This window comes from Acidocella sp. (genome assembly GCF_028687955.1).
Lineage (GTDB): Bacteria > Pseudomonadota > Alphaproteobacteria > Acetobacterales > Acetobacteraceae > Acidocella.
On record NZ_JAQTZC010000114.1, the window covers coordinates 1 to 3,608 of the forward strand.

The following is a 3,608-nucleotide window of genomic DNA, read 5'->3' on the forward strand; positions in this document are numbered from 1 at the left end:
TTTTTTATCCCACAAAAATTTCAGTCGCGGCGGGCTCTTCCGCTTTTGCCTAAAACTTGCCACATTCTCCCCATTATGCGCATGCACGCCTCTTGCGCCGCCCGGCCCGGCCCGGACGGCTACGACGCCATTCTGCTCCTTGGTCCTCCGGGGGCGGGGAAATCCGATTTTTTGCTGCGGCTGATCCACGAGGGTTTCAGCCTTGTGGCCGATGACCAGGTGATAATCTGGAACGGGATCGTCAGCGCCCCGGCGGCGCTGGCCGGGTTGCTGGAGGTGCGCGGGCTGGGTATTTTCCGCCTGCCGCATCTGGCCAGCGCGCCGCTGCGCCTGGTTGTCAACCTTGGGGTGCCCGCCGCGCGCTTGCCGGAACCGCAAACCCATGCGCAACTGGATTTGCCCTGCGTTACCATAGACCCGGCGCAGGCTTCCGCCGTTGCCTGCGCCGTCCTGGCGCTGGAGGCCGCCTGCGGCCGCCTCACACAGGTTGCGGGGAGTTTCGCGCCATGAGTGGCGCCGGCCAGAAACTCAGCATTGTTCTTGTCACCGGCTTCTCCGGGGCGGGCAAAAACGCTATTTTGCGCGCGCTCGAAGACCTGGGGTTCGAGACCATCGACAACCCCCCCCTCGCCACGCTGGAAGATCTGGCCAGCCGGGCCGAGAAAAACCTCGCCATCGGGGTTGATGCCCGCTCGCGCGGGTTTTCCTCAGAGGCGGTGCTGGAAACCCTTGCCCGGCTACGCGTGCATCCGGCGCTTGCCCCCTCCCTGGTGTTTGCCACCGCAACCCAGGACGTGCTGCTGCGCCGCTACTCCGAGACCCGCCGCCGCCACCCGCTCGCGCAATCAGGGCCGGTGGCAGAGGGAATCGCGCTGGAACGCGCGCTCACCGCCCCGCTCAAACAGGCGGCGGACCTGCGGATTGACACCTCGAACCTCCCGCTGGCGCGCCTGCGGGCCATCGTTGAGCAGAATTTTGGTGCTGGCGCCCCGCCGATGGCGATTTCCCTGGTCTCCTTCGCCTACCCCGGCGGGCTCCCGCCCGAGGCGGACCTTGTTTTCGATGCGCGATTCCTGCGCAATCCGCATTACGACCCCGCCTTGCGCCCACTCAGCGGCCTCGATCCTGAAATTGGCAGTTTCATCGAGCAGGACCCTGATTTTGCTACTTATTTTAACCATATCAAGGACATGGTTGAATTTTTATTACCGAGATTCGTGCAGGAAGGAAAAAAATATGCAACAATCTGTATCGGATGTACCGGCGGGCAACACAGATCAGTGTATATGATTGAAAAATTGAAGAGCTGTTTAGGCAGAGCGGGGTGGCGCGTTAGCGTTACCCACCGCGAAGCCGCAAAGTTTGAAGCCGCACGGGCCAACCAGAAATTACACGCCAAGGAATGAGTCTCTCAACATGATCGGTCTGGTTCTTGTTACCCATGGCGCGCTGGCCGTTGCCCTGCGCGACGCCATGGAACACGTTGTCGGCAAACAGAAGAACGTTGCCACAGTGTGTGTGGAATCGGATGCCGAATTCGAGAGCCAGCGCGCGGAAATCGCCCGCCGGCTGGAGGAGGTCAATTCCGGCGATGGCGTCATCCTGCTGACCGACATGTTCGGTGGCACCCCGAGCAATCTGGCGATGTCCATGTTGAGCCAGCCGGGGGTTGAGATCATCGGCGGGGTAAATCTGCCCATGCTGGTGAAGCTGGCGAAAATCCGCGGCACGCAGGCACTGGCTGAGGCTGTGCGCTGCGCCGAGGACGCCGGGCGCAAATACATCTGTTCGGGCCATGAAATTCAGAGCCCCGCCACCACCCCGCGCGCCGCGGAGTAAGGCATGAGCGAGAACAGTGCTGCGATTACAATGGATGTCGGCATCATTAACCGGCGCGGCCTACATGCGCGCGCGGCGGCCAAGCTGGTCACCTTGGCAGAGCGCTTCAGCGCCTCGGTCGATGTCGTGAAGGATGGTCAGCGTGTTTCCGCCCGCTCGATCATGGGGCTGATGATGCTGGGCGCCGGGCAGGGGAGCCGGGTGCAGCTCATTGCCGAAGGGTTCGACGCGCGGGAGGCGCTGGATGCCATCGCCGCGCTCATCGAGGCCGGCTTTCATGAAACAGACTAGCCGGGCCGAACAGCGTTTCACCGGCCATCCGGTCTCGCCTGGCATCGGCATCGGCCCGGTGCATGAGACCGCCGAGCCGGCGCTGGCCATCGTCCATAAAAAAATCGCGGCGGCGGACACGGCGGCGGAGATGTCGCGGCTGGAAGAAGCGCTGGCCCGTTCGCGCCACCAGTTGGGTAAGCTGAAGGCGCGTCTGGCCGGGTTGCCCGAGCATAGCCAGACCGAGATCGCGCCGCTGATCGATGCCTATTTGCACATGCTCGGCCCCTCGCGGTTGATGCGCGGCATCAAGGCACGGGTCGAGGATGGGCTGACAGCGGCGGAGGCGGCGGTTCACGCGGAGAGCGAGGCGCAGGCCGAGGCCATTCTGACGCTGACCGGCTCTGACCGCCAGGGCCGTGTCCGCCGCGCCGAGGAAGTGCGCGAAATCGGCCGCCGCATTCTGCGCAATCTCACGCGCCAGCCCTTCCGCAGCTTCGCCGGTCTGCCCCAGGGCTGCATCCTCGCCGCCAGCGAGCTGCGTCCGGCCGACGCGGCGCTCATCCAACCCGCGAATTTCGCCGGCATCATCACCGAGGAGGGCGGCGCCGATGGCCACACCGCCGTCATGCTGCGCGCGCTGGGCCTGCCCGCGGTGCTGGGCGCCGCCGGTGTGCTTTCCGCCGTCGCACCGGGCAGCCTCGCGATCATCGACGGCGAGACCGGCAGCATCATCATCAACCCGAGCCCCTCCAGCCTGGACGCCGCGCAGCAGAAGCTGGCGGCGCTCACGCGTACGCGCCGCGCGCTCATCCGCCTGCAGCGCCTGCCCGCCGCCACGCGGGACGGCACCGCCGTCATCTTGCAGGCCAACCTGGAACTGCCGTTCGAACTGCCGATGATCGCGCAATCGGGCGCGCACGGCATCGGCCTGCTGCGCAGCGAGTTCATCTTCATGAACCGCGACATCCTCCCCGATGAGGATACTCAGAGCGAAATCTACCGGAATATCGTGGATGCGATGGATGGCGATCCGGTGACCATCCGCGTGCTCGACTGGGGCTCTGATAAGGAAATCGAGGCGCTTAGCGCCTATCTGCCGTTGCATGACGAGCCGAATCCGGCGCTGGGGCTGCGCGGCATCCGCCTGCTGCTGCGCCACCCCGCGCTGCTGGAAACCCAACTTGCCGCCATCCTGCGGGCTGGCGCCGCGGGGCCGGTGCGCATCATGCTGCCCATGGTTTCGCTGGCCTCCGAAATTCTCGCCACCCGCGAGATTTATGACCGTGTGTGGAAGCGGCTGAAGCGCAAAAGTGTGCGCATGGCCGCGCAAAAGCCGCCGCTTGGCATCATGGTGGAAACCCCTGCCGCCGCCCTGGCCGCCCACCAGCTTGCCCGGCATGCGGATTTTTTCGCCATCGGCACCAATGATCTCACCATGTACACGCTGGCGGCGGATCGCGGCCTGCCGGTGGGCAGCAAGCTTTATGATCCGCTAG

General features: G+C 64.7%; 5 protein-coding genes. All 5 read left to right on the forward strand.

Features of this window, described 5'->3' with window-relative positions; all coding sequences use genetic code 11:
- Nucleotides 1-81: 81 nt before the first annotated feature.
- A complete protein-coding gene (locus PHE40_RS10785) occupies nucleotides 82-510 on the forward strand; it encodes an HPr kinase/phosphorylase (RefSeq protein ID WP_299961626.1) in 429 nt (142 codons plus the stop codon).
- Nucleotides 507-1,406: an RNase adapter RapZ gene (gene rapZ / locus PHE40_RS10790; protein WP_299961628.1), complete on the forward strand. Its 900-nt coding sequence runs from the start codon at nucleotides 507-509 to the stop codon at nucleotides 1,404-1,406. Before PHE40_RS10785 ends, rapZ begins: the two co-directional genes overlap by 4 nt.
- Nucleotides 1,407-1,416: 10 nt before the next feature.
- Nucleotides 1,417-1,839 carry a PTS sugar transporter subunit IIA gene (locus tag PHE40_RS10795; RefSeq protein ID WP_299961630.1) on the forward strand — a complete coding sequence of 141 codons (423 nt, stop codon included), beginning with the start codon at nucleotides 1,417-1,419 and terminating at the stop codon, nucleotides 1,837-1,839.
- A 3-nt stretch (nucleotides 1,840-1,842) separates the two neighbouring features.
- On the forward strand, nucleotides 1,843-2,130 hold the full coding sequence (locus tag PHE40_RS10800) for an HPr family phosphocarrier protein (RefSeq protein WP_299961632.1): 288 nt from the start codon (nucleotides 1,843-1,845) through the stop codon (nucleotides 2,128-2,130).
- Nucleotides 2,117-3,608: phosphoenolpyruvate--protein phosphotransferase (gene ptsP, locus PHE40_RS10805; RefSeq protein WP_299961634.1), on the forward strand; the 1,492-nt coding region annotated here is incomplete at its 3' end. The genes PHE40_RS10800 and ptsP, both read left to right, overlap by 14 nt.

What these genes read in the sequence shown, in the direction of transcription:
- PHE40_RS10785 (WP_299961626.1), top strand. Translation starts at nt 82, where the DNA reads ATGCACGCCTCTTGCGCCGCCCGGCCCGGCCCGGACGGCTACGACGCC.
- rapZ (WP_299961628.1), top strand. Translation starts at nt 507, where the DNA reads ATGAGTGGCGCCGGCCAGAAACTCAGCATTGTTCTTGTCACCGGCTTC.
- PHE40_RS10795 (WP_299961630.1), top strand. Translation starts at nt 1,417, where the DNA reads ATGATCGGTCTGGTTCTTGTTACCCATGGCGCGCTGGCCGTTGCCCTG.
- PHE40_RS10800 (WP_299961632.1), top strand. Translation starts at nt 1,843, where the DNA reads ATGAGCGAGAACAGTGCTGCGATTACAATGGATGTCGGCATCATTAAC.